Annotated in this window: 22 protein-coding genes and 1 pseudogene; 20 read left to right on the forward strand and 3 right to left on the reverse strand. The window is 69.6% G+C overall.

The genetic code is table 11. The features are described from left to right. Positions 1-17: 17 nt before the first annotated feature. The 5 genes from NCG93_RS01995 to NCG93_RS02015 all read left to right on the forward strand — a co-directional run bounded on the left by NCG93_RS01995 (position 18) and on the right by NCG93_RS02015 (position 6567). Positions 18-1430 (forward strand): UDP-N-acetylmuramoyl-tripeptide--D-alanyl-D-alanine ligase, encoded by a 1413-nt coding sequence (locus NCG93_RS01995; RefSeq protein ID WP_194415821.1) that lies wholly within the window; start codon positions 18-20, stop codon positions 1428-1430. Beyond that, positions 1427-2539, forward strand: a complete 1113-nt coding sequence (gene mraY / locus NCG93_RS02000) for a phospho-N-acetylmuramoyl-pentapeptide-transferase (RefSeq protein WP_194415818.1) — start codon at positions 1427-1429, stop codon at positions 2537-2539. Before NCG93_RS01995 ends, mraY begins: the two co-directional genes overlap by 4 nt. Beyond that, a complete protein-coding gene (gene murD, locus NCG93_RS02005) occupies positions 2536-4089 on the forward strand; it encodes a UDP-N-acetylmuramoyl-L-alanine--D-glutamate ligase (RefSeq protein WP_194415816.1) in 1554 nt (517 codons plus the stop codon). Before mraY ends, murD begins: the two co-directional genes overlap by 4 nt. Next, on the forward strand, positions 4040-5314 hold the full coding sequence (gene ftsW / locus NCG93_RS02010; protein WP_194415814.1) for a putative lipid II flippase FtsW: 1275 nt from the start codon (positions 4040-4042) through the stop codon (positions 5312-5314). Before murD ends, ftsW begins: the two co-directional genes overlap by 50 nt. A gap of 155 nt (positions 5315-5469) precedes the next feature. Next, positions 5470-6567 (forward strand): UDP-N-acetylglucosamine--N-acetylmuramyl-(pentapeptide) pyrophosphoryl-undecaprenol N-acetylglucosamine transferase, encoded by a 1098-nt coding sequence (locus NCG93_RS02015; RefSeq protein WP_194415812.1) that lies wholly within the window; start codon positions 5470-5472, stop codon positions 6565-6567. Here the strand turns inward: NCG93_RS02015 and NCG93_RS02020 are convergent. Together NCG93_RS02020 and NCG93_RS02025 are read right to left on the reverse strand one after the other, a co-directional pair. Beyond that, positions 6553-6927 (reverse strand): GntR family transcriptional regulator, encoded by a 375-nt coding sequence (locus NCG93_RS02020; RefSeq protein WP_194415810.1) that lies wholly within the window; start codon positions 6925-6927, stop codon positions 6553-6555. The genes NCG93_RS02015 and NCG93_RS02020 overlap by 15 nt on opposite strands. Beyond that, a complete protein-coding gene (locus tag NCG93_RS02025; RefSeq protein ID WP_194415808.1) occupies positions 6924-7832 on the reverse strand; it encodes a hypothetical protein in 909 nt (302 codons plus the stop codon). The genes NCG93_RS02020 and NCG93_RS02025 overlap by 4 nt, the downstream gene beginning before the upstream one ends. 120 nt (positions 7833-7952) lie before the next feature. Here NCG93_RS02025 and murC point away from each other — a divergent pair, with 120 nt between their 5' ends. The 9 genes and pseudogenes from murC (at position 7953) to NCG93_RS02070 (ending at position 15788) form a co-directional block, all read left to right on the forward strand. Then, positions 7953-9389 (forward strand): UDP-N-acetylmuramate--L-alanine ligase, encoded by a 1437-nt coding sequence (gene murC, locus NCG93_RS02030; protein WP_194415806.1) that lies wholly within the window; start codon positions 7953-7955, stop codon positions 9387-9389. Positions 9390-9395: 6 nt separating this feature from the next. After that, positions 9396-10481: an FtsQ-type POTRA domain-containing protein gene (locus tag NCG93_RS02035; RefSeq protein WP_194415804.1), complete on the forward strand. Its 1086-nt coding sequence runs from the start codon at positions 9396-9398 to the stop codon at positions 10479-10481. Between the two features lie 176 nt (positions 10482-10657). Then, positions 10658-11809, forward strand: coding sequence for a cell division protein FtsZ (gene ftsZ, locus NCG93_RS02040; protein ID WP_194415801.1), 1152 nt, complete (start codon positions 10658-10660; stop codon positions 11807-11809). Between the two features lie 46 nt (positions 11810-11855). Then, entirely contained in the window at positions 11856-12542 is a 687-nt protein-coding gene (locus tag NCG93_RS02045; protein ID WP_252787413.1) for a YggS family pyridoxal phosphate-dependent enzyme, read from the forward strand. 32 nt (positions 12543-12574) lie between these two features. Then, complete coding sequence (locus tag NCG93_RS02050) at positions 12575-13039, forward strand: cell division protein SepF (protein WP_194416093.1); 465 nt, start codon at positions 12575-12577, stop codon at positions 13037-13039. A gap of 9 nt (positions 13040-13048) precedes the next feature. Beyond that, a complete protein-coding gene (locus NCG93_RS02055; RefSeq protein WP_194415798.1) occupies positions 13049-13348 on the forward strand; it encodes a YggT family protein in 300 nt (99 codons plus the stop codon). Between the two features lie 138 nt (positions 13349-13486). Continuing rightward, on the forward strand, positions 13487-14059 hold the full coding sequence (locus NCG93_RS02060) for a DivIVA domain-containing protein (RefSeq protein WP_194415796.1): 573 nt from the start codon (positions 13487-13489) through the stop codon (positions 14057-14059). A 3-nt stretch (positions 14060-14062) separates the two neighbouring features. Continuing rightward, positions 14063-14590: pseudogene (gene lspA, locus NCG93_RS02065) on the forward strand (signal peptidase II); the annotation flags it as partial. A gap of 277 nt (positions 14591-14867) precedes the next feature. Beyond that, positions 14868-15788: an RluA family pseudouridine synthase gene (locus NCG93_RS02070; RefSeq protein WP_194415795.1), complete on the forward strand. Its 921-nt coding sequence runs from the start codon at positions 14868-14870 to the stop codon at positions 15786-15788. Between the two features lie 39 nt (positions 15789-15827). Here NCG93_RS02070 and NCG93_RS02075 read toward each other — a convergent pair whose 3' ends face one another. Beyond that, on the reverse strand, positions 15828-16304 hold the full coding sequence (locus NCG93_RS02075) for an NUDIX hydrolase (RefSeq protein ID WP_194415793.1): 477 nt from the start codon (positions 16302-16304) through the stop codon (positions 15828-15830). A gap of 103 nt (positions 16305-16407) precedes the next feature. Here NCG93_RS02075 and NCG93_RS02080 point away from each other — a divergent pair, with 103 nt between their 5' ends. The 6 genes from NCG93_RS02080 (at position 16408) to nrdR (ending at position 24216) form a co-directional block, all read left to right on the forward strand. Continuing rightward, entirely contained in the window at positions 16408-16977 is a 570-nt protein-coding gene (locus NCG93_RS02080) for a GNAT family N-acetyltransferase (protein WP_194415791.1), read from the forward strand. 9 nt (positions 16978-16986) lie between these two features. After that, positions 16987-17436 carry a DinB family protein gene (locus NCG93_RS02085; protein WP_194415789.1) on the forward strand — a complete coding sequence of 150 codons (450 nt, stop codon included), beginning with the start codon at positions 16987-16989 and terminating at the stop codon, positions 17434-17436. A 189-nt stretch (positions 17437-17625) separates the two neighbouring features. Beyond that, positions 17626-21096, forward strand: coding sequence for a DNA polymerase III subunit alpha (dnaE, locus tag NCG93_RS02090; protein WP_206687974.1), 3471 nt, complete (start codon positions 17626-17628; stop codon positions 21094-21096). Positions 21097-21215: 119 nt separating this feature from the next. Further along, complete coding sequence (locus NCG93_RS02095) at positions 21216-22361, forward strand: MFS transporter (protein WP_241742209.1); 1146 nt, start codon at positions 21216-21218, stop codon at positions 22359-22361. Positions 22362-22391: 30 nt separating this feature from the next. Continuing rightward, on the forward strand, positions 22392-23693 hold the full coding sequence (hisD, locus tag NCG93_RS02100) for a histidinol dehydrogenase (RefSeq protein ID WP_194415785.1): 1302 nt from the start codon (positions 22392-22394) through the stop codon (positions 23691-23693). A gap of 31 nt (positions 23694-23724) precedes the next feature. Further along, positions 23725-24216 (forward strand): transcriptional regulator NrdR, encoded by a 492-nt coding sequence (nrdR, locus tag NCG93_RS02105; protein WP_194415784.1) that lies wholly within the window; start codon positions 23725-23727, stop codon positions 24214-24216. Positions 24217-24226 lie beyond the last annotated feature (10 nt).

Below are 24226 nucleotides of genomic sequence, written 5' to 3' on the forward strand. Positions count from 1 at the left end.
CGACGGAGAGTCCCCTGATGATCGCGCTCACCATCGCCCAGATCGCCCATGCCATCGCGGGCGAGACACACCTCGCCGACGGCGACACGCCCGACACGTTGATCTCGGGAGCCGTCGACACCGATTCCCGGCTCATCCGCCCGGGCGGGGTGTTCGTCGCCAAGCCCGGCGAAGAGACCGACGGGCACCTTTTCGTCGACGCCGCCGTCGCGAACGGCGCCGCCCTCGCGCTCGTCGAGCGCCGGGTCGACGCTGAAGTGACGCAGATCCTCGTGCCCGACGTCGTCGCGGCACTCGCCGCGCTGGCCCGCGAAGTCGTGCAGCGCGTCCGGGCCGGCGGAACCCTGCGCGTCGTCGGCATCACGGGCTCGAACGGCAAGACCACCACCAAGAACCTGCTGGCACGCATCCTCGAGGGCGAGGGCGAGACGGTCTCGCCGAAGGCGTCCTTCAACAACGAGGTCGGAGCGCCGCTCACGATGCTGCGCGTCACCGACACCACGGAATTCCTCGTGAGCGAGTTCGGCGCGAGCGCGCCCGGCGAGATCGCCCGACTGGCAGGGCTGGTCGACCCCGACGTCGGCGTCGTGCTCATGGTCGGCATGGCGCACGCCGGTGGGTTCGGCGGCATCGAGGCCACGTTCCACGCCAAGTCCGAGCTGGTGCGGGCGCTGGGCGACGGGGGAGTGGCCGTGCTCAATGCCGACGACGCCCGCGTCGCGGCGATGGCGCCGATCGCCGCGGAGCGGGGCGCGAGCGTTCGGTGGTTCGGCCGCGGCCCCGCCGCCGAGGTGCGCGCCGACGACGTCGTGGTGACGGCATCCGGAACATCCTTCACGGTGACCGCCGACGGCGTCTCGCTGCCGGTGCGCCTGCGTGTGCTGGGCGAGCACCACGTCATGAACGCCCTCGCCGCCATCGCAGCCGCGACCATGCTCGGGGTGTCGCTCGCCGACGCCGTGGCCCGCCTGGAGACCGTGGAGATCGCCGAACGGTGGCGCATGCAGCCGCTCGGATCGGATCGCGTGCGCATCATCAACGACGCGTACAACGCCAGCCCCGACTCGATGTCGGCGGCCCTGCGCACCCTCGCCCAGATCACCGGCCCGGGCGAGCGCACCGTCGCCGTGCTGGGGGCGATGAGCGAGCTCGGCGAGTACGCCGAGGAGGAGCACGACCGCGTCGGCCTGCTGGCCGTGCGGCTCGGCATCCAGCGCATCGTCGTCGTCGGCGACGCTGCCCGCCGGATGTACCTCGAAGCGGTCGCTCAGGGGTCGTGGGACAACGAGGCCGTGTTCTTCGCCACCGCCGACGAGGCGTTCGACTACCTGCAGGGCGAACTGCGCGACGGCGACCGCGTGCTCGTGAAGTCGTCGAACTCGGCAGGACTGCGGTTCCTGGGTGATCGTCTGGGAGAATCGTTCTCGTGAGATCTCTCCTGACGGCGGCGGCGATCTCGCTGGCATTCACCCTCTTCCTCACCCCCGTCTTCCTGCGGCTCTTCCGCAAGTGGGGCTGGGGACAGGTGATCCGCACCCCCGAGGACATCCGCAACCCCAACCACAAGGCGAAGCGCGGCATCCCGACGATGGGCGGCACGATCTTCATCGTCGGCACGATCGTCGGCTATCTGGTCGGCTGCTACGTCGGCAACAACCCGCCGACCGTCTCGGGTCTGCTGGTGATCTGGATGATGGTCGGACTCGGCGCGGTCGGCTTCATCGACGACTACATGAAGGTGCGCCAGCAGAAGTTCATGGGACTGAGCGGATGGCGCAAGATCCTGGGACAGGTGATCGTGACGGTGCCGTTCGGCATCGTGGCCCTGAACTTCCCGAACCAGTTCGACCAGACGCCGGCCTCGCCGTACATCTCCGTGTTCCGCGACGTGCCGGTGCTCGGCTTCATGACGCTCGGGCTCATCGTCGGATGGATCCTCTACCTCGCCTGGGTGACGTTCATCGGCGTGGCGTTCTCCAACAGCACCAACGTGACGGATGGCCTGGACGGCATGGCGGCCGGTGCCGGCATCTTCGTGATCGGCGCGTACAGCCTCATCGCCTTCTGGCAGTTCAACCAGGCGTGCTGGGGCGGGGAGGCGCTGTCGGCGGCCGCCAAGGCCGCCTGCTATCCGACCCGTGACCCGTTCGACCTGGCGATCGTCTCGGCGTCGTTCGTCGGCGCTCTGATCGGATTCCTGTGGTGGAACGCGCCGAAGGCCAAGGTCTTCATGGGCGACGTCGGATCGATGGCCATCGGCGGCGTGATCGCCGCGATGGCGATCCTCACCCGCACCGAGCTGCTCGCCGTGCTCGTCGCCGGCGTCTTCATCATCGGCCCGGGTTCCGTGATCCTGCAGCGCCTCTACTTCAAGATCACGCGCGGCAAGCGGCTGTTCCTGATGAGCCCGTTCCACCACCACCTCGAACTGCGCGGCTGGTCGGAGGTCACCATCGTGGTGCGCATGTGGATCATCGCCGGCCTCCTCGCGGTGTCGGGGGTCGGATTCTTCTACGTCGAATGGCTCTCTCGCACATGACCTCGGAACGACTGTCCACCCTCACCAGCTGGAACGCCGATTGGAAGGGCCTCCGCGTCGCGGTGCTCGGGATGTCGGTCACCGGCTTCTCGGTCGCCGACACCCTGGCCGAGCTCGGCGCCGACGTCCTCGTCGTCACCGAGCAGGCCGATGAGGAGTACGCGCGGCTGCTTCCGGTCATCGGGGCGCGCCTGTGGACCGGTTCGCTCGCTTCGGTGCCGGCGGAGCTCGCGGACTTCGCGCCCGAGGTCGTCGTGGCGTCGCCCGGCTTCTCGCCGCGGCATCCCGTCATCGCGTGGGCGCAGCAGAACGACATCGCGCTGTGGGGCGACGTCGAGCTCGCCTGGCGCGTGCGCGACAAGGTCCTGCGCGCGGACGGAACCCCGGCGGAGTGGCTTCTCATCACCGGCACCAACGGCAAGACCACGACCACCCGCCTCGCCGCGAGCATGCTCGTGGCGGGCGGGCTGCGGGCAGCTCCCGTCGGCAACATCGGCACGCCGGTGCTCGACGCCGTGCGCGACCCGTCCGGCTTCGACGCCCTCGTGGTCGAGCTGTCGAGCCACCAGCTCTGGTATCTGGGGCTGCAGGACTCTCCCGACCCGCTGTCGCCGTGGGCGGCGGTCTGCCTGAATCTCGCGGACGACCACCTCGAGTGGCACGGCTCCTTCGACGAGTACCGCGCGGCGAAGGCGCACGTGTACGACAACACGCGCGTCGCGTGCGTCTACAACAAAGCGGATGCCGCGACCCAGCGCATGGTCGAAGACGCCGAGGTGGTCGAGGGTGCGCGCGCCATCGGCTTCGACCTCGGCGTGCCGGGGCCGAGCGACCTGGGTCTCGTCGACGGCATCGTCGTCGACCGCGCCTTCCTCGACGACCGGCGCACCAGTGCGCTGGAGCTCACCACGGTCGATGAGCTCGCCTCGCTGGGCCTCGCCGCCCCGCACATCGTCTCCAACGTCCTGGCGGCTGCCGCGCTGGCACGCTCGCTGGACGTCGCGCCTGCCGCGATCCGCGATGCCCTGCGCGCCTTCCGCCTGGACCCGCACCGCATCGAAGTCGTCGCGCGCCACGCCGGCATCACCTGGGTCGACGACTCCAAGGCCACCAACCCGCACGCGGCCGCCTCGTCGCTCGCCGCCTACCCGGGCGCCGTGTGGGTCGTCGGCGGACTGCTGAAGGGCGTCGACGTCTCCGAGCTCGTGTCGGGTCGCGGTGCCGGCGCGAAGGCGGCCATCGTGATCGGCGTCGACCGGACAGCGGTGGTCGCCGCGTTCGAGCGACACGCGCCGGCAGTGCCGGTATTCGAGGTCGACGCCGCTGAGACTGAAGAGGTCATGGCGCAGGTCGTCGAACTGGCGGCTGGGGTGGCGCGTGACGGGGACGTGGTTCTGCTCGCTCCCGCCGCGGCATCCTTCGACCAGTTCGCGTCGTATGCCGACCGCGGTCGCAGATTCGCTGCGGCGGTGAGGGAACGGATCGGAACGGGGGAGCCGGATGACCACGACGCAGCCGCCCCGAACCCGGGAGAGCCCGACTCCGCCTGAGCCTCCCGCCCGACGCGGGCTCGCCGCCCGCGTCTCGCTGGGCCGGGTCTTCGCGCCGGTGCCGAGCGAGTTCCTGCTCATCGCCTCCACGGCGCTCCTGCTGACGGTCTTCGGCCTCGTCATGGTGCTGTCGGCGACGTCGGCGACGGCCACCGCCCAGGGCGAGGCGCCGTGGGAGATGGTGCTGAAGCAGGTGATGTTCGCCGCGGTGAGCATCCCGCTCATGTTCATCGCCAGCCGTCTGCCGATCACCTTCTACAAGAAGATCGCATGGCCCGCGCTCATCATCGGCGTGGCGGTCCAGATGCTGGTGTTCACGCCGCTGGGCATCGACAACGACGGGAACCGCAACTGGATCAACATCGGCGGGGTGCAGGCACAGCCGTCCGAGTTCCTCAAGCTCGGTCTGGCGCTCTGGCTCGCGTTCGTGCTGTTCCGCAAGCAGACCCTGCTGAGCAAGTGGCAGCACGTGTTCATCCCCGTCGTGCCCGTGTCGATCGCCGTCTTCGCGACCGTCCTCGCCGGGCACGATCTCGGCACGGTGATCATCCTGGTGCTCGTCCTTCTGGGCGCGCTGTTCTTCTCCAACGTCAAGCTGCGGCTGTTCGTGATCCCGCTGCTGGTGGCCGCCGCGGGCCTCGCGGCGTTCGCCATCACCAGCCCGAACCGCATGAAGCGCATCATGAGCTTCCTGGATCAGGACTGCCTCGCCGACTACCTCAACTCCTGCTACCAGCCGCTGCACGGCATCTGGGGCCTCGCCAGCGGCGGCGTCTTCGGACTCGGCCTCGGCAATTCGCGTGAGAAGTACGACTGGCTGCCCGCTGCGGCGAACGACTACATCTTCGCGATCGTCGGGGAGGAGCTCGGCCTCATCGGCTGCGCCGTGGTGCTGACGCTGTTCGCCCTGTTCGCCGTCGGCGCCTTCCACGTCATCCGCAAGACCGACGATCCGTTCGTGCGCATCGCCGCGGGCGGCATCACGGTGTGGATCATCGGGCAGGCGCTCATCAACATCGGCGTCGTCCTGCGCGTGCTGCCTGTCCTGGGCGTGCCGCTGCCGTTCATGTCGCAGGGCGGCACATCGCTGCTGTCGGTGCTGCTGGCATCCGGGGTGCTGCTCGCGTTCGCGCGCTCCCTCCCGGCCTCCGTCGCCCGGCGTGAGGCGGCGATCGCCGCCGCGCGGGCCGCGCGCGAGCGCGCGAAGCTCCGCGCCGTCCGCTGAGCCGCGGCATCCGTCCCCGCCGTCGTCGTGCCGTCACCTTCGGTATGCCCCCCGTGGTTTGGGGCGCGCCACGACCGTCCGGGGCGCGTGACGTGCGCCCCGAGCGACCGTCGCGCGCCCCAAACCCCGTCGGCTCGGCCGGGTAGGCTCGGGGAGTGACGACGTACCTCCTGGCCGGCGGCGGTACCGCCGGACACGTGAACCCGCTCCTCGCTGTCGCCGACGCGCTGCGCGCACGGGATGCCGATGCCGAGGTCCTCGTGCTCGGCACGCGCGAGGGCCTCGAGGCGCGCCTCGTGCCCGAACGCGGCTACGAGCTGCTCTTCGTCGACAAGGTGCCGTTCCCGCGGCGCCCGAACACCGCTGCGGCCGCGTTTCCGGCGAAGTTCCAGCGGGCGATCGCGCAGGTACGCGGTCACCTGGCCGATCGCCGCGTCGATGTCGTCGTCGGCTTCGGCGGCTACGCGTCGGCGCCCGCCTACGTCGCGGCGCGCCGCGCGGGCGTGCCGTTCGTCGTGCACGAGGCGAACGCGCGGCCCGGTCTGGCGAACGTGCTCGGCGCGCGTCGAGCCGCCGGTGTCGGCGTCGCGTTCGAGGGCACGCCCCTGAAGCGGTCGCGGGTCGTAGGGATGCCGCTGCGCCGCGAGATCGTGACCCTCGACCGCGAGGCGCTCCGGGCGGAGGCGGCCGAGCACTTCGGGCTCGACCCTGCCAAGCCCGTGGTGCTGGTCTTCGGCGGCTCACTCGGCGCCCAGCGGCTCAACGAGGCGTTCGGCGAGGGGCACGGAGCCGCCTGGCGCGACGTGCTCGACGCCGGCTGGCAGCTGCTGCACGCGACGGGGGAGCGTTCCACCCTCCCCGACCCCGGCGTGCCCGGATACGCGGTGCGCCGCTACCTCGACCGCATGGACCTCGCCTTCGCGCTGACGGACGTCGTCGTGTCGCGCGCCGGTGCCGCGACGGTCAGCGAGATCAGCGCACTCGGCATCCCGACCGTCTACGTCCCGTACGCCGTCGGCAACGGCGAGCAGGCTCTCAACGCCTCGTCCGCTGTTCGCGCCGGAGCCGCGATCCTGATTCCGGATGCCGGGTTCACAGGTGACCGCGTGCGGTCCGAGGTCATCCCGCTCCTCACCGACGAAGCCCGGCGTGCCACGATGGCGGCAGCTGCGGCATCGGTCGGCACCCGCACCGGAACGGAGAACGTCGTCGCGATGATCGACGAAGCCGTCCAGCATTCAGGACGCGGGTGACGCCTCTCCGCCCCGCAGCGCGGCGGTGACGATCGCGAGCGCCTCGTCGGCGTCGAGGCGCAGTTCCCGCACCTGGTCGGCGAAGGCTGCCGCGGCGCGCTGCAGCTGCTGACGAGCCGGATCGGCGTCGAACGCGACGAACGTACCGTTGCGGCCGCGGGTCTCGATGATGCCGGATGCCTCGAGCTCTCGGTACGCACGGGCGACCGTGCCGGGCGCGATGCCCAGGTCTTCGGCGAGGCGGCGGACGGTGGGCAGGCGCTCGCCCGCGCCGAGCTCGCCGGATGCGACGGCGTCGACGAGGCCGGACCGGAGCTGCTCGAACGGCGGCACGGGGGACGACGGGTCGATCGTGATCATGCGGCAGTCCCTTCGGCGACGGGTCGGCGGAGCCACTCGGGGTAGAGCCCGGCGGGCAGCGGCCGGCCGGTGTTCGGGTAGACGAATTGGAGGGCGATGATGCCCCACGTGGGCACTTGCGCAGCAAGCCCGGTGAACGGGCCGTCTGCTCCCGGCCACAGCACCCCGACGGACAGCGCGAGGACGATCCACGCCGCGAACGCGAGTGAGAGGTGAAGTTGACCGATCGTCGTGGCTCGGAACGCATCGTCCCAGGCGAGCTCGAGCGTGTCGGACGCCGGCTGCGGCTGGTCGAGCACCTTCCTCTCGAGGATCGGCACCGCCACGAACGCCGCAACTGCAACGATGGCGACGATCAGCAGACTGACCGCGAGCGCCTCGCCGGTGCGTTCCCGCCGGCCCGTCCCACTGACCCAGACGGTGACCAGAGCCAGCGTCGCACACGCGGCGAGCGCCCAGGGGAGGAGGCGGCGGAAGGGATCCAGGTAGTCGCCGACGCCGAGCGCTCGAGCCCGTGCGATGCGCGGCGCATCCGGCGCCGGGTGGAAGAGCCGCTCGCGCACACTCACCGCCGCGGACACCGTGCCCGTCACGATCAGCACGGGGAACACGACAACGAAAAGGAAGACGGGGGTCGTCGCCAGCGGCGTGAACAACAGACAGGAGGCGGCCAGAAGTCCCGCCAGGGCGGCGATCGTTCCGGCCCGACTTGCGGACTGCACGTGTCGGACGACCGACTCCCGCGTCTGCGTCGTTCCGTAGGGCAGTCGGCTTCGCTGGGAGAAGCGGTCCGCGCGGGCGTAGGCGGACGAGTTCGAGCCGACCACCCACACCATGACCGTGAAGACGGCGATCAGCGCCGCCATGACCACGACGTTCATCGCACGCATCTGATCCGGATCCACCCGTCGATTGTGCTGCACATTGTAGCAATGTGTCAACACATAGTCCGTCTTCGGCCGCGAGCGGACCGCACAGCGCGCCGGGGCCCTGCTCCCCGCCGGCCAACTTAGGATTGACGGGCCATGATCAGACCCGATCTCAGTCTTCCCATCCCCGACGACATCACCGCCGCCCACTTCATCGGAATCGGCGGATCCGGCATGTCGGGGCTCGCCCGGATGTTCCTGGAGCGCGGCATCCGCGTGTCGGGGTCCGACCGCGCCGACAGCCGCGGTCTGCGCGAACTCGCCGAGCTCGGGGCGACGGTCTACGTCGGTCACGACGCAGCGAACCTCGCCGACGACGTGGACACCGTCGTGCACACCGGCGCGATCTGGCCCGAGAACCCCGAGTTCCTGCTGGCCAAGGAACGCGGCCTGCACGTGATCCACCGTTCGCAGGCGCTGTACTGGCTCATCGGCGGACGCCGGCTGGTGTCGGTCGCCGGTGCCCACGGCAAGACGACGTCCACGGGCATGATCGTGACGGCGCTGCGCGACCTCGATGTGGACCCCACGTTCGTCAACGGCGGTGTGATCGCGCAGCTCGGCGTGTCGAGTGGCAGCGGGCACGACCTCTTCGTCATCGAGGCGGACGAGTCGGACGGGACGTTCCTCCTGTACGACACGTCGATCGCCCTCATCACCAACGTCGACCCCGACCACCTCGACCACTGGGGCACGCGCGAGGCGTTCTACGCGGCGTTCGCCCGGTTCGCGAACGAGGCGCGAGAAGCTGTCGTCATCTCGTCCGACGATGCCGGCGCTCAGCTGGTGGCCGCGCAGCTCACCCATCCGCACGTCGTCACCTTCGGCGAGGCCGAGGATGCGACGGTCCGCGTGAGCGGCATCGTCACGGACGGACCCGTCTCCTTCCGCGTGACGCACGCCGGGACCACCGTCGACGCCCGGCTGCCGATCCCCGGCGCGCACAATGCCATCAACGCCGCAGGAGCCGTTGCCGTGCTCCTGACACTCGGTCACGAGCTCGAGCCGGCAGTACGCGCGGTCGAGGGCTTCGCAGGCACGGTGCGGCGCTTCGAGCTGCACGGGGTCGAACGCGGCGTCAGCGTCTTCGACGACTATGCCCACCACCCGACCGAGGTCGCGGCGGCCCTGGCGGCCGCTCGCACCGTCGTGGGCGAGGGGCGCATCATCGCGATCCAGCAGCCCCACACGTACTCCCGGACGAAGGACATGTACCAGGAGTTCGCCGATGTGCTCGAGCGCTATGCCGACCACACCGTCATGCTCGATGTGTACGGCGCCCGTGAGGATCCCGTGCCGGGTGTGACCGGCGAACTCGTGAGCGACGCCTTCGCCGACCCGTCGCACGTGCACTTCGTGCCCGACTGGCAGGAGGCCGCCGACTACACCGCGTCGGTCGCCCGCGATGGCGACTACGTGATCACCCTCGGCTGCGGCAACGTGAACCTCATCATCCCGCAGGTGCTCGAGGCTCTGGGCCGCCCGACCTCCGCCTCGTCTCGCCCCTCCGACACCACAAGCCGCACGGAGTAGCACCGCATGCGTCGCCCGTCGCCGTTGCCGCAGTCGCCGGTCGCCTCGCGCGGCGTGGCGGGTGCTGCCGTGCCGGGGCGGCCCGCGCCCGACGATCGCTCTCGCGAGCCGCGATCCAGCGGCGTCGCGGAGTCGGAGCACCCGGAGGCGCTGCCCGTCGATGAGCACGAGACTGCCCCCGTCATCCCCTTGTCGCCTGCGACGGCTCCGCCGGACACAGCGTCTGCGACGGATGCCGGGCGGATGCCGGGCACGGAGAAGAGCCCACGCGCGAAGGCGCCGCGCGACAAGGCCGGGGCTGGCAGGACTCCGGATGCCGGCGACGTCGGGTTCCGCGAGGTCTGGAAGGCCTCGCGGGCGCGGCGCAAGGCGCTGCGCGCCGAGATCCGCCGCTTCACCGTGCGTCAGCGACGCCGCCGGGCGATCTGGCTCGGGGTCGCGGCATCCCTCGTCCTCCTCGCTCTCGGTACGATCGGCGCCGCCTACAGCCCGCTGTTCGGGGTCGAGAAGATCTCGGTGGTGGGTGCGCAGCAGCTCCCTGCCGACGACGTCGCCGACGCGCTGTCCGGACAGCTCGGCACGCCCCTGCCGCTTGTGGACGAGAGCGCTGTGAAGGCCGAGCTCGTCGCCTTCCCGTTGATCGAGACCTACGCGCTCGAGGCGCGTCCGCCCCACGAGCTGGTGGTGCGCATCGTCGAGCGCACGCCCATCGGACTGATCGAGACCCGCGCCGGGTACACGCTCGTCGATGCGGCCGGTGTGGCGCTGTCCACCTCCGGCTCGGGCGCGCCGAGTCCCGGCACACCCCTGCTCACGGTCACCGGTGGCGTGGATTCGGACGCCTTCGCCGCCGCGGGACAGGTGATGCGGTCGCTGCCCGACGACATCCGCGCGCAGGTGACGGAAGTGACGGCCTCAACGCCCGACGACGTCACCCTCACGCTGGGCGGTTCGAACGCGCAGGTGGTGTGGGGGAGTGCCGAGCAGTCCGCACGCAAGGCGATGGTGCTGGCCACCGCGATGGCGGCCCGGCCGCCGGCCGATGTCGTCAGCTATGACGTCTCGTCGCCCGACGCGATCGTCATCCGCTGACCCTGACGGCGCCGCCGCCACGACTTCCGACACGGGATGCCGCGACACGCCGATGCGTTGCGGGCCCGGGCGCGGTGTCCGCTTACTTTCGAGTCAAGGAATTGCATACCGGGCAATTCTTTATACCTCTACTAGAGGTTGAAGGTTTTAGAAGGTCCAGGGCTACGGAGGCCGGCATGAGCCAGAACCAGAACTACCTCGCGGTCATCAAGGTCGTCGGCGTCGGCGGCGGCGGCGTCAACGCGGTCAACCGCATGATCGAGCTCGGCCTGCGGGGCGTCGAGTTCATCGCCATCAACACGGACGCCCAGGCGCTGCTGATGAGCGACGCCGACGTCAAGCTCGATGTGGGGCGCGAGCTGACCCGTGGGCTCGGCGCAGGCGCCGACCCGGAAGTGGGTCGTCGCGCCGCCGAAGACCACGCCGAAGAGATCGAAGAGGCGCTGCGCGGCGCCGACATGGTCTTCGTGACCGCGGGCGAAGGCGGCGGCACGGGCACCGGCGGCGCGCCGGTGGTCGCGAAGATCGCGAAGTCGATCGGCGCCCTCACCATCGGTGTCGTGACCAAGCCCTTCTCGTTCGAGGGCCGTCGTCGCCAGCAGCAGGCCGAGACAGGCGTCGCGAAGCTCAAGGAAGAGGTCGACACCCTCATCGTGGTGCCGAACGACCGCCTCCTCGAGATCAGCGACCGCGGCATCTCGATGATCGAGGCGTTCGCCACCGCCGACCAGGTGCTCCTCGCCGGTGTCCAGGGCATCACCGACCTGATCACGACGCCGGGTCTCATCAACCTCGACTTCGCCGACGTCAAGTCGGTCATGCAGGGAGCAGGTTCGGCCCTCATGGGCATCGGCTCCGCACGCGGGGCAGATCGTGCCATCAAGGCCGCCGAGCTCGCAGTCGAGTCGCCGCTGCTCGAGGCGTCGATCGAGGGCGCACACGGTGTGCTGCTGTCGATCCAGGGCGGATCGAACCTCGGCATCTTCGAGATCAACGACGCCGCCCAGCTCGTCAAGGAGGCCGCGCACCCGGAGGCCAACATCATCTTCGGAACGGTCATCGACGACACGCTCGGCGACGAGGTGCGGGTCACGGTCATCGCGGCCGGCTTCGATGGCGGCGAGCCCGAGAAGCGCATCGAGCCGATCACCGCGTCGCGCATCGTGTCGACTCCCGCCGTGCCGGTGACGCCCGCCGACGAAGCCGCCAAGGACCGCGACGTCGTCGAGCAGTCGCCCGTGCCGGTGCCCGTCGGAGCCGTCACGGAGTCGTCGTACGACGCGGCGTTCGGCGATGACGACCTCGACATCCCCGACTTCCTCAAGTAGCCGGTCAGGGACGCCCATCGACCGCCGTTCGACAGGGTCAGGAACCGTGGGAGAACTGGGCTCGCGCCTCGCGACGATCGACGAGCGGATTGCGGATGCCGCACGCGCGGCCGGCCGCGATCCGGCGTCCCTCACGCGCATCGTCGTGACCAAGTTCCACCCCGCGTCGCTCGTCGACGAGCTCTATGAGCTCGGCGTCCGCGACGTGGGGGAGAACCGGCAGCAGGAGTTCAGCCGCAAGGTGGTCGAGGTCGGCGATCTCCCCGGACTGCGCTGGCATTTCATCGGGCAGGCGCAGACCAACAAGGCGCGCGCGATCCGTGGCGCGGCATCCGTCGTCCATTCGCTCGACCGCGCGCGCCTCGCCGACGCACTCGACGCGGCCGGCGAACCCGACGAGCCGGTGCTGGACGTGCTGCTGCAGGTGAATCTCACCGATGACCCAGGGCGCGGCGGAGTCGATCCCGGCGAGCTCGAGGCGCTCGCCTCGCACGTCGCCGCGCTCGCTTCGCTGCGCGTGCGTGGCGTGATGGCCGTCGCGCCGCTCGACGAGCCTCCGGGAGCCGCTTTCGCGCGCCTGAACGCGCTCTCGGGCACCGTCCGCTCGGTCGTGCCTGATGCGGACTGGATCTCCGCCGGGATGACGGCGGACTACGCGGAAGCGATCGCCGCCGGCGCGACACACCTTCGGATCGGTTCGGCAATCACCGGCCCCAGACCACAACACGGTTAACCTCGGAACAGATGAGCACTACGGAGGATCAGATGTCGAACCCGCTCAAGAAGACCATGGTGTACCTCGGCCTCGCCGACGAGGAAGAGGTCTACGAAGAGCCGGCGCCCCAGCCGCGTGCTCGGAAGTCGGAGCAGGTGGTCGACAAGCCCGCGGCGCCGATCACCCCGATCCACCGGCCCGCCGTCGTGCGTCAGCCGGCTCCCACGACGATCAACGAGATCCTCACGGTGCACCCCAAGCAGTACCGGGACGCCCAGGTCATCGCCGAGAACTTCCGTGACGGCATCCCCGTCATCATCAACCTCTCGCAGATGAGCGACGCCGACGCGCGCCGTCTGATCGACTTCGCCAGCGGGCTCTCTCTGGGCCTGTACGGCCGCATCGAGCGTGTCACGAGCAAGGTGTTCCTGCTCTCGCCCGAGAACGTCGCCGTCTCGGGCGACGGTGCCGTCGCCCAGGCGGACCCGGAGTCGGTCCCCTTCACGCAGCCGTAGTCTGGCTTCGTGGCCGTCGTACAACTCATCGCAGCGATCCTCAACCTCGCGCTGCTGCTCTATGTCTTCGTGTTGCTGGCGCGGCTGATCCTCGATTGGATTCCGTTCTTCAACCGTGAATGGCGTCCGCGGGGTGCCGGGCTCGTGGTCGCGGAGCTGATCTACACCGTCACCGACCCGCCTATCAGGCTGTTCCGGCGCTTCATTCCGCCGTTGCGCGTCGGTGCCATCGCGATCGATTTCGGGTTCGCACTGACGATGCTGGGCTGCTTCATCCTGCTCAGCATCACGCGCACCCTCGCGGGTTGAATCGGCGATGAGCCCCCGGCGCCGCGTCGCCTTCGACACTCCCAGAACCGATGACTATGCTTTGCTGATACGAACGGCCGCCAGCCGGCGGTCGCCCCGACATCGGCCAGCGACCAGACGCTCGAAAGAGGAATCACCATGGCATTGACCCCCGATGACGTCGTCACCAAACAGTTCCAGCACGTCCGCTTCAAGGAGGGCTTCGACCCCGATGAGGTTGACGACTTCCTCGACGAGATCGTCGTGGAGTGGCGCAAGTCCATCGCCGAGGCCGAGGAGCTGCGGGCCAAGCTGGCGGCGTACGAATCGGGTGCTGCTCCCGCACGTGCGGCCGAGCCGGCCCCCGCCCCGGTCGCCGAGCCCGCCCCGGCCTCCGGTGCCGCCCCCGCCGCGAGCGCAGGCATCATCGAGCTGGCCCAGCGCCTGCACGACGAGCACGTCGCCGAGGGCATCGCACAGCGCGACCAGCTCATCTCCGACGCCAAGTCGCAGGCCGCCTCGATCGTGTCCGAGGCGGAGACCCGCGGTCGCGAAGAGCTCGCGAAGCTCGACCGTGAGCGTGTCGGCCTCGAGAGCAAGATCACCGAGCTGCGCAACTTCGAGCGTGACTACCGCGCACAGCTGCGCAGCTACATCGAGGGCAAGCTGCGCGACCTCGAGACCACGGCGACGCAGTCCGGCGCACAGCCGGTCTCCGCGCTGGGCCTCTAGGCCTTGACGCGTCGACCTCCCCTTCGTCAGGCGGCGGCCGGCACCATCATCGCGATTCTCGCGGTGCTGGTGCTGGCCGCCGACCAGTTGGCGAAGTATCTTGCGCTCGAGAATCTGCCGTTCCAGGAGCCTGTCGAGGTTCTCGGCGACTTCCTGAGCTTCTACCTGACGCGCAATCCCGGCGCCGCCTTCTCGCTCGGCGAGGAGGTCACCTGGATCTTCACCATCGCGCTGGCCGCCGTCGCCGGCGTCATCGCCTGGCTCGCCGCGACACGGGTGCGCTCCCGGCTGTGGGCGGTCGCTCTCGGACTGCTTCTCGGCGGCGTCCTGGGCAACCTCACCGACCGGCTCTTCCGCGACCCTGGATTCGGCGTCGGCCACGTGGTGGACTTCATCAACACGCCGTGGATGTGGTTCTTCCCCGGTATGTCGCCGGCGATCTACAACGTCGCCGACATCTTCATCGTGTGCGACATGATCGCGATCGCACTGCTGGTACTCGTGGGGGTGCATATGGACGGTACGCGTGACAGCGGCCGCAAAGACCGCGAAGGCGGCCGCAAGGAGAACGAAGAGACGCTGCTGGGCGAGGACGGCGACCAGTTCGCGCCGGGCGGCGCCGTGGCCGGCTTCGGGAGCGAGTTCCCCGTGGCGGACGCCGAGACCGGGATCCCCGCCGACGAGCGCGGCCTGCCGCCGCTGAGCGAGCGCGAGCAGCTCGAGGTCGAGGAAGAGGCCGAGCGCGAGGCGGAGGAGTACGAGGCCGACCCGAAGCCCCGCCACCCCGGGCGCGACGCCGAGATCTGACGTGGAGTCGCGGAGCCTTCCCGTTCCCGACGGGCTCGACGGCACGCGCGTCGACGCCGCACTCGCGAAGATGCTGGGGTTCTCACGCACCTTCGCGGCAGACGTGGCCGATGCCGGCGGCGTGTCGATGGACGGGCGGACGCTCGCGAAGTCCGACAAGCTCCGCGGCGGAGCCTGGCTCGACGTGGCATGGATCCCCAAGGAGGAGCCGCGCGTCATCCCCGTCGAGGTGCCCGACCTCGGTGTCGTCTATGACGACGACGACATCGTCGTGGTCGACAAGCCCAGCGGTGTCGCCGCTCATCCGTCGCTCGGGTGGGAGGGGCCGACCGTGCTCGGCGCGCTGGCCGCCGGCGGGTATCGCATCGCGACGACCGGCGCGGCGGAGCGTCAGGGCGTGGTGCACCGCCTCGACGTCGGCACGAGCGGGCTCATGGTGGTCGCCAAGACCGAGTCGGCCTACGTCGCCCTGAAGCGCGCGTTCAAGGAGCGTGAGGTCGAGAAGATCTACCACGCCGTCGTGCAGGGGCATCCGGACCCGCTGGCCGGCACGATCGACGCGCCCATCGGGCGGCATCCTGCGCACTCCTGGAAATTCGCCGTCACCCCTGACGGCAAGGACTCCGTCACGCACTACGAGACGCTCGAGGCCTTTCCCGGCGCCTCGCTGCTCGAGATCCATCTCGAGACCGGCCGCACCCACCAGATCCGCGTGCACATGGCCGCGCACCGGCATCCGTGCGTGGGCGACCCGCTCTACGGGGCCGACCCCACGGTGTCGGCGCGGCTCGGCCTCACCCGCCAGTGGCTGCACGCGCACGAGCTGTCGTTCGCGCACCCGTCAACGGGGGACTGGGTCACCTTCACGTCGCCCTATCCCGCCGATCTCGCCCACGCGCTCGAAGTGCTGCGCGGCGACTGACCGCTGCTCTCGCCGCCGTCGGCATCCGGGCCGCTGAGATCAGCGGCCGCCCTCGAACCGGGCGACGGCCTCGTCGCGGAGCGCGTACTCGATGCGCCGACGCATGTCGGGCAGCTCGAGCTCCGGGAGCGAGCGGGCGTCGTACCAGCCGACCTCGGTCATCTCCCCGTCGGCCGGGTACGGCTCGCCCGACACCCAGCTGCAGCGGAAGACGAGGTCGAGGTAGTCGGACTGGTCGCCGTTCGGGTAGGTCACGCGGGGGATCTGGTGCACCCAGGCCAGCCGCTCCACCCGGCACACGACGCCGGCCTCTTCGAGCGTCTCCCGCGCGGCGGCGTCCGCCGGCTCCTCGCCGGGGTCGACGATTCCGGTCACCGGGGTGAGATGCCCGTTGTCGCTCCGACGCCCCAGCAGAACGTTGCCGTCTCGCACGACGACAGCGGTGACGCCGACCAGCGGCAGAGGTCGCGTGCCGACGAATCGGCGCAGGTCCAGGATGAAGTCGGGTGTCGGCATGCACTCACCGTATGGGCAGGTGGGTGCGTACCGCGTCCTCGCCCGCCGAGACGCGCCCATTCGGACGGTCGCGGATGTCGGATGCCCCGGCCACACTGAGCGCATGGTGATCGAGGTGCGCCCGGCCACGGTGTTCGAAGATGTGGCGGCGGTCATCGGGCCGAAGAAGCCCGAGTCGAGCGTGTGCTTCTGCTTGAGCTACCGCATCCCGGCGAAGGAGGCGACGGCTCTGCGCGGGCCGGAGCGGGCCGATCGGGTGCGGCGCCTCATGGACGAGGAAGGACCGATCGGGGTGCTGGCGTACGACGGCGAGGAGCCGGTCGGCTGGGCCGCGGTCGCGCCGCGCACCAGCACGCACTTCGCCACCTTCCGCAAGATCCCGCACGTCGACGACCTCGACGTGTGGTCGCTCTGGTGTTTCCGCGTGCGGCCCGGTCATCGTAAGAAGGGCGTGATGCATGCCCTCGTCGACGGGGCCGTCGACTTCGCGCGCGAGCGGGGCGCGCCGGCGGTCGAGGGCTATCCCGTCGACAACGGCGACCAGCGGGTCGACCTCACGATGGCGTACGTCGGCACGCGACGGCTCTTCGAACAGGCCGATTTCGTGAAGGCGGCCGACACGGACTCGGTGCTGTCGGGATTCCCGCGTGTGCTCATGCGGCGCGAGCTCTAGCGTGGACGCGTGCATCACCTCCTGCGGCGACGTCTCGAACTGGCCAACATCCTCTACCTGGACTTCCTCGACACGATCCCGCCCGAGCACCTGGGCTCGCACCTGCGCGATCTGCCGTCCGACACGATCGGGCACCAGCTCTGGTGCGTGCTCGGCGCCCGCGAGAGCTATCCGAAGGCCGCGCGCGCGGGGGAGTGGCAGGGCTTCTCGAGCCCCGTCGCGCGGGACGGATCATCGGATGCCGCGGCGGTGCGTGGCGCATTCGTCGCTACCGCCGCCGACGTCGACGAGTGGGTCGCCGGCGTCGACCCGGCGGACGAGGATTCCCTCCGCTACGTCCTGGCGCTCCTCGAGCACGAGACGATGCATCAGGGCCAGCTGATCCTCTATCTGTACGGGCTCGGCATCGACCGGCCGCACACCTGGCAGCAGCAGTACGCGCTCGATGAGGACTTCTGAGAGACCGGCTTCATCCGCGGCACCGTCGTTCGTGCCGCAACCGTGACGTTCAACGTCAAGGTCAGACGACCTCGGCCGTCGCTCTTGGCGACACCCAGCCGACCGGGCTCCGGTGTCCGTGACGATCCATAGACTCGATGCGTGGCATCCGACTCCTTCGTTCATCTGCACGTCCACAGCGAGTACTCGATGCTCGACGGCGCCGCCAAGATCGGCGCCATGACCCAGGCGGCGGCCGACTACGGCATGCCGGCGATCGCTGTCACCGACCACGGCAACACCTTCGCCGCGTTCGAGTTCTACAACGCCGCCAAGGGCGCGGGTGTGAAGCCGATCATCGGACTCGAGGCGTACGTCACGCCCGGCACGCATCGCAGCGACAAGTCGCGCGTCCAATGGGGCTCGCCCGAGCAGAAGAGCGACGATGTGTCGGGCTCGGGCGCCTACACCCACATGACGATGTGGAGCCAGAGCACGGAGGGCATGCACAACCTCTTCCGGCTGAGCTCGCTGTCGAGCATGGAGGGGTACTACTTCAAGCCGCGCATGGACCGGGAGCTGCTGGAGACCTACGGCAAGGGGCTCATCGCGACGACAGGGTGCCCGTCCGGGGAGGTGCAGACGCGCCTGCGGCTCGGTCAGTACGATGCCGCGCGCGCGGCGGCCGCGGAGTTCCAGGACATCTTCGGCAAGGAGAACTACTTCGCCGAGATCATGGATCACGGGCTCTCGATCGAGCGCCGCGTGATGACCGACCTGATCCGCCTCTCGAAGGATCTCGGCATCCCGCTCGTCGCCACCAACGACTCGCACTACACGCACCAGCACGAGGCCGACGCGCACGCCGCCCTCCTCTGCGTGCAGTCCGGCTCGACGCTCGACGACCCGAACCGATTCAAGTTCGACGGCGACGGCTACTACATCAAGACCGCGCAGGAGATGCGCCAGATCTTCCGGGAGCACCCGGAAGCCTGCGACAACACCCTCCTCATCGCCGAGCGATGCGAGGTCGAGTTCAACACGAGCGCGAACTACATGCCGCGCTTCCCGGTGCCGGACGGCGAGACGGAAGACAGTTGGCTCGTCAAAGAGGTCGAGACGGGACTGCACTACCGCTACCCCGACGGCATCCCCGACAAGGTTCGCAAGCAGGCCGAGTACGAGACCGGGATCATCCTCCAGATGGGCTTTCCCGGCTACTTCCTCGTCGTCGCCGACTTCATCAACTGGGCGAAGGACAACGGCATCCGAGTCGGTCCCGGCCGCGGTTCCGGCGCCGGCTCGATGGTGGCCTACGCGATGCGCATCACCGATCTCGACCCGCTCGAGCACGGCCTCATCTTCGAGCGGTTCCTGAACCCGGACCGCGTCTCGATGCCCGACTTCGATGTCGACTTCGATGACCGTCGCCGCGGCGAGGTGATCGACTACGTCACCGAGAAGTACGGCTCCGAGCGCGTCGCGCAGATCGTGACCTACGGAACGATCAAGTCGAAGCAGGCGCTGAAGGACGCGGGGCGTGTGCTCGGCTTCCCCTTCAGCATGGGAGAGCGTCTCACGAAGGCGATGCCGCCGGCGGTGATGGGCAAGGACATGCCGTTGAACGGCATGTTCGACCCGCAGCATCCGCGGTTCAAGGAGGCGAGCGAGTTCCGCGCCCTCATCGACACCGACCCGGACGCGAAGACGGTCTTCGACCGCGCGCTGGGGCTCGAGGGACTCAAACGTCAGTGGGGCGTGCACGCCGCCGGCGTCATCATGTCGAGCGAACCCCTGCTCGGCATCATCCCGATCATGCGCCGTGAGCAGGACGGCCAGATCGTCACGCAGTTCGACTACCCGTCGTGCGAGACGCTCGGGCTCATCAAGATGGACTTCCTGGGGCTGCGAAACCTCACGATCATCTCCGACGCGCTCGACAACATCCGGATGAACCGGGGTGAAGAGCTCGACCTGGAGCACCTCGCGCTCGATGACCGGGATGCCTACGATCTGCTCACCCGCGGTGACACCCTCGGCGTGTTCCAGCTCGACGGCGGCCCGATGCGGTCACTCCTGCGCCTTCTCAAGCCCGACAACTTCGAAGACATCTCGGCTGTCATCGCGCTGTACCGACCCGGACCGATGGGTGCCAACTCACACATCAACTACGCCCTGCGCAAGAACGGTCAGCAGGACATCACGCCGATCCACCCCGAGCTCGAAGAGCCACTGAGGGACATCCTCGACACCAGCTACGGCCTGATCATCTATCAGGAGCAGGTGATGGCGATCGCGCAGAAGGTGGCCGGCTTCTCGCTCGGTCAGGCAGACATCCTCCGCCGCGCGATGGGCAAGAAGAAGAAGTCGGAGCTCGACAAGCAGTACGAGGGCTTCTCCGGCGGCATGAAGGAGCGCGGCTTCGGCGACGACGCCATCAAGGCGCTGTGGGACATCCTGCTGCCGTTCTCCGACTACGCGTTCAACAAGGCGCACTCGGCCGCGTACGGCCTGGTGTCGTACTGGACCGCGTACCTCAAAGCCCACTATCCCGCCGAGTACATGGCGGCGCTGCTGACCAGCGTGGGCGACTCCAAAGACAAGATGGCGGTCTACCTCAACGAGTGCCGCCGCATGGGCATCCGGGTATTGCCGCCGGACGTGGGCGAGTCGATCCGGTACTTCGCGGCAGTGGGGGAGGACATCCGATTCGGGCTCGGCGCCGTCCGCAACGTCGGCGCGAACGTCGTCGACGGCATCGTCACCGCACGCAAGGATGCGAAGTTCGCGTCGTTCCACGACTTCCTGGTCAAGGTTCCGATGCATGTGGCCAACAAGCGCACCATCGAATCGCTCATCAAGGCCGGTGCGTTCGACTCCATGGGCGATACCCGGCGAGCTCTGCTCGAGGTGCATGAGGACGCGACCGAAGCGGCCGTCGACCGCAAGCGCAACGAGGCGCAGGGCGCCATCGGGTTCGATTTCGACAGCCTGTACGACGCTGTCGAGGAGGTGGCGCCGCCGAAGGTGCCGCCGCGTCCGGAGTGGACGAAGAAGGACAAGCTCGCCTTCGAGCGCGAGATGCTCGGACTCTACGTCTCGGACCACCCGCTCGCGGGTCTCGAGATCCCCCTCGCCAAGCACGCGTCGACCAGCATCCATGATCTGCTCGCCTCGGAAGACCTCGGCGATGGAGACCAGGTGACGATCGCGGGGCTCGTGACGAGCGTGCAGCACCGCGTCGCCAAGCAGAGCGGCAACCCCTACGGCATGATCACCGTCGAGGACTTCGACGGTGAGATCACCGTGATGTTCATGGGGAAGACCTACACCGAGTTCCAGCACATGCTGGTGGCCGACTCCATCCTCGTGGTGCGCGGACGGGTGTCGCGACGCGACGACGGCATGAACCTGCATGCCCAGTCCGCGTTCACCCCCGATCTGGGGACGGTAGACGACTCGAGCTCGCTCGTGCTCGTCATGCCCGAGCGGCGCGCGAGCGAGGCGCTCGTCGGCGAACTGCTGCAGACCCTGACCCGCCACGCCGGCGACACCGAGGTGTCGCTCAAGCTCCACAGCGGCTCGGTGGCGAAGGTCTTCGAGGTGCCGCACACGGTGCGCATCACCCCTGACCTGTACGGCGAGCTGAAGGGTCTTCTCGGGCCGCAGTGCCTCGGGTGACGTCGGATCGCATGAGTCTCGGCTGATCCGGCCGCGGCGGGCGTGGTCTCATCGCCGTCTCATACGGCGTAGGTAATATCGGGTCGACGCGGGCCTCGGGGCCGCCGGAAAGGACGATCGTGACGGACGAGATTCAGGACGGGAACATCGACGAGGCGGTTGCGACCGAAGAGCCGCCGCAGTACGGAGTGGGGCCCTTCTCGATCCGCGAGGTCGCCCTCGCGGGCACGTGGCTCGTCGCGTTCGTCGTGTCGTTCTTCCCGATCTACGGAGACCTGGGCGAAGGCCCGTCCGTGTGGAGCAGCGGGATCGACTGGGTCCTCACCATCGGCGTGCCGACCGTGGCGGTGTTCCTCATCGTCCTGCGTCGCCTCTCGCCGCAGGGTATCCGCCGAGTCGGCTCCCTCGGAATCGACCAGTTCGCGTCGGTCGCCTTCTCGGTCGCCACCGTGCTGTGGCTGACGATCCTCTGGACCTCGTTCGTCCGGCTCGCGAGCGGGGCCATCTTCCTTGCGACCTGGGTGGTGTGGGTCGAGTTCTTCCTCATGCTCGCCGGCGTGCTGCTGACCGTCCTGGCGCCCTTCATCGCACCGTTCGCGCAGGACTTCCGCGGGCGGCCCGAGATCCCGGCGCACCGCAGTGCTCGGCCCGTGCTGCCGGTTTCGCCTCGCCCCGCCTTCGTGCGGCCCGAGCCGGCCGCCGGCGAGGACACCCCGTACGCCGATGACACCGCGGACGCGCCCGGCGCCGCGCCCGCGTACGGCACCGATGGTCCCTACGACACCGACGCCCCGTACGCCGCCGCGCCCGCGTCTCGCGCAGACGCGGAGGCGCTCCGCGACTCTGAGGTCGACGCCCAGGGAACGCCTGATGCGACCGCGGACGACGCCGCGACCACCGTGATCCCGCTCGACCAGCAGGATCTCGACGACAGCCCCCAGACAGCGGCCGCCGCCGACGAGCCCGTCCCTGCCGCCGAGACGGCGGTCACGGAGCCCGCCCACGCCCGCGAGTCATTCGAGCACGTCGAGAACCCGTCCTCGACGGTCGAGCCGGCTGCGGCGACCGCGCCGCAGCACCAGGCGTTCTGGGCGCTCGTCCCCGAGGAGCGCGACATCGTGGACGAGATCGGGATCCCGGTGTTCCGCATCGGGCCGACCGCGTGGGCCCTCGTCATCGAGGATCGCGGCGACGTCTTCGTCGTCCGCCACGAGGACGGCCGCATCGGCTACCTGCACGACGTCTCCGGCGTCACGCGCGGCTGAGCTCCCGCGCCCGCGCGGTACCGTAGACGGATGCTCCGGACGATCGATCTGCGCGGGCGCACGCTCTCTCCCGCCGAACTGCTTGCGACCGTTCCCCGTGCCGTGGCGGCACGCGAGGAGGCCCTCGCGACGGCGGCGCGCATCGTCGACGACGTCGCGGTCCGCGGCGAGACGGCCCTCCGCGAGCAGGCGGAGAAGTTCGACGGTGCGACGGGTCACGACATCCGCGTTCCCGCCGCGCACCTCGACGAGGCGCTGACCGCGCTCGACCCTGCTGTGCGCGCCGCCCTCGAAGCGGCGATCGCGCGCGTGCGCCAGGCCTCCGCCGCCCAGGTGCCCGCGCCCACCGTCACCGACCTCGGGCCCGGTGCCCGCGTCACGCAGCGCTGGCAGCCGGTGCGCCGGGTCGGTCTCTACGTGCCCGGCGGCAAGGCCGTGTACCCCTCGAGCGTCGTGATGAACGTCGTGCCGGCCCAGGTCGCCGGCGTCAGCGAGATCGCTCTCGCGTCGCCGCCGCAGCGCGAGTTCGGCGGCCGCGTGCATCCCGTGATCCTCGGAGCCGCACGGCTCCTCGGCGTCACCGAGGTGTACGCGATGGGCGGGGCAGGGGCGATCGGCGCCCTCGCGCACGGCGTCGCGTCGCTCGGCCTCGAGCCGGTGGACGTCGTCACCGGCCCGGGCAACAACTTCGTCGCTGCGGCCAAGCGCGCTGTCGCCGGGCTCGTCGGGACGGATTCCGAAGCCGGCGCCACCGAGATCCTCGTCGTCGCCGACGACAGCGCCGACGCACGGCTCGTCGCCGCCGATCTCATCAGTCAGGCCGAGCACGACGAGCAGGCTTCCGCGGTGCTCGTGACCACCTCCGAGCGTCTCGCCGACGACGTGCGGGCGGCCATCGCGCCGCGCGCCGCCGCGACCCGGCACGCGGAGCGCGTCGCCGCGGCCCTCGCCGGCCCGCAGTCCGCGATCGTGCTCGTCGACGACCTCGCTGCGGCCACGCGGTTCTCCAACGCCTACGCGCCGGAGCACCTGGAGCTGCACCTCGCCGATCCCCGCCCCGAGGAGTTCGTGCACGCCGGTGCCGTGTTCGTGGGGCCGGATTCACCTGTCAGCCTCGGCGACTACCTCGCCGGCAGCAACCACGTGCTCCCGACGGGCGGTCAGGCGCGGTATGCGGCGGGTCTGTCGGCCGCGACCTTCCTGCGCCCGCAGCAGGTCATCGAGTACGACCGCGACGCCCTCGCGGTGGTCCGCGACGCCATCGTGACGCTCGCCGAAGCCGAGGCGCTTCCCGCCCACGGCGAGGCGATCACGGCCCGGTTCCAGGGCTGAGGCCGGATTCCCGGCGTAGGCTGTCTCTGCCATGCACTGCCCGTTCTGCCGCCACGCCGATTCGCGCGTCATCGACTCGCGCACCAGCGACGACGGTCTCAGCATCCGTCGCCGTCGCCAATGCCCGCAGTGCGGAGGCCGCTTCACGACGATCGAGACCGCCAGCCTCAACGTCATCAAGCGCTCCGGTGTGATCGAGCCGTTCAGCCGTGAGAAGGTCATGTCAGGCGTGCGCAAGGCCTGCCAGGGACGACCGGTGACCGAGGCCGACCTGGCAGTGCTCGCGCAGACGGTGGAGGAGAGCGTCCGCCAGACCGGTGCGTCGCAGCTCGACGCCAACGAGATCGGGCTCGCCATCCTCGGACCCCTGCGTGAGCTGGACGAGGTCGCGTACCTGCGGTTCGCCAGCGTCTATCAGGCCTTCGACTCGCTGGACGACTTCGAGTCGGCGATCGAGCAGCTGCGCGTCGACCACGGCCGTGCGCGCGCACAGGACGAGACGACCGCAGCCGCCGCGGAGTGACCGGATAGCC

Source organism: Microbacterium yannicii (assembly GCF_024055635.1).
In the GTDB taxonomy this organism is placed as follows: Bacteria; Actinomycetota; Actinomycetes; order Actinomycetales; family Microbacteriaceae; genus Microbacterium; species Microbacterium yannicii.

What these genes read in the sequence shown, in the direction of transcription:
- NCG93_RS01995 (WP_194415821.1), top strand. Translation starts at nt 18, where the DNA reads ATGATCGCGCTCACCATCGCCCAGATCGCCCATGCCATCGCGGGCGAG.
- murD (WP_194415816.1), top strand. Translation starts at nt 2,536, where the DNA reads ATGACCTCGGAACGACTGTCCACCCTCACCAGCTGGAACGCCGATTGG.
- ftsW (WP_194415814.1), top strand. Translation starts at nt 4,040, where the DNA reads ATGACCACGACGCAGCCGCCCCGAACCCGGGAGAGCCCGACTCCGCCT.
- NCG93_RS02020 (WP_194415810.1), bottom strand. Translation starts at nt 6,927, where the DNA reads ATGATCACGATCGACCCGTCGTCCCCCGTGCCGCCGTTCGAGCAGCTC.
- murC (WP_194415806.1), top strand. Translation starts at nt 7,953, where the DNA reads ATGATCAGACCCGATCTCAGTCTTCCCATCCCCGACGACATCACCGCC.
- NCG93_RS02035 (WP_194415804.1), top strand. Translation starts at nt 9,396, where the DNA reads ATGCGTCGCCCGTCGCCGTTGCCGCAGTCGCCGGTCGCCTCGCGCGGC.
- ftsZ (WP_194415801.1), top strand. Translation starts at nt 10,658, where the DNA reads ATGAGCCAGAACCAGAACTACCTCGCGGTCATCAAGGTCGTCGGCGTC.
- NCG93_RS02050 (WP_194416093.1), top strand. Translation starts at nt 12,575, where the DNA reads ATGTCGAACCCGCTCAAGAAGACCATGGTGTACCTCGGCCTCGCCGAC.
- NCG93_RS02060 (WP_194415796.1), top strand. Translation starts at nt 13,487, where the DNA reads ATGGCATTGACCCCCGATGACGTCGTCACCAAACAGTTCCAGCACGTC.
- NCG93_RS02075 (WP_194415793.1), bottom strand. Translation starts at nt 16,304, where the DNA reads ATGCCGACACCCGACTTCATCCTGGACCTGCGCCGATTCGTCGGCACG.
- NCG93_RS02080 (WP_194415791.1), top strand. Translation starts at nt 16,408, where the DNA reads ATGGTGATCGAGGTGCGCCCGGCCACGGTGTTCGAAGATGTGGCGGCG.
- dnaE (WP_206687974.1), top strand. Translation starts at nt 17,626, where the DNA reads ATGCTCGACGGCGCCGCCAAGATCGGCGCCATGACCCAGGCGGCGGCC.
- hisD (WP_194415785.1), top strand. Translation starts at nt 22,392, where the DNA reads ATGCTCCGGACGATCGATCTGCGCGGGCGCACGCTCTCTCCCGCCGAA.
- nrdR (WP_194415784.1), top strand. Translation starts at nt 23,725, where the DNA reads ATGCACTGCCCGTTCTGCCGCCACGCCGATTCGCGCGTCATCGACTCG.